General features: G+C 39.9%; 2 pseudogenes. Both read right to left on the reverse strand.

The features are described from left to right. Positions 1-219: pseudogene (locus ACWHAR_RS29950) on the reverse strand (carboxylesterase); the annotation flags it as partial. A 170-nt stretch (positions 220-389) separates the two neighbouring features. After that, positions 390-584 (reverse strand): annotated as a pseudogene (locus tag ACWHAR_RS29955) (DUF2606 family protein); the annotation flags it as partial.

Raw genomic sequence — 584 nt, forward strand, 5'->3', positions numbered from 1 at the left:
ATTCGGATACCACATCGCAGAGCTGAAAAGGCCCCCGTGAAGCAAAATAAGCGAAGGTGCGTCCTTTGGCCCACTTGCAATGATATGTGTTTTTCCAAAACGAGTAGAAACATAGAATGCTTCCGACTCAATCGGCCACAAAGAAAGGCTTTGATCATATGCCTGGTAAAAGCGCAGACCCCTTTCAACCGCGGCAAACTGCATTGAATCTTGTATCATTTTCTTCTTTTTCCTCCGGGTTTGATTGATATAAAATAAAGGATAACGCCCCTTTTGTCTCGTAAGAAAAAATACCTATTTCTTATTATCTCACATAATAAATTTCCAGTATATAGTTTGGTTTCCTGCAATAAATAAAAAAGGCAGTTCCCTTAAAATCAAGGAAACTGCTATTCTTTGAAGACTAATAGAATGGCATGATTTTTTTTATCCTCTGTTAACGAGATCTGATGGGTTACTGATGTTTCACCCTTCCTCAATGCGACTCAGTAATCGCCTTTTCTGCCAGTATCCCATTTGATATCTCCGTTTTTGTCTGTTTTACCGAGTATCTCACCAATCTCTGTACTCGGCTCCTCATCTCG

This window comes from Bacillus sp. LR--39 (genome assembly GCF_053613335.1).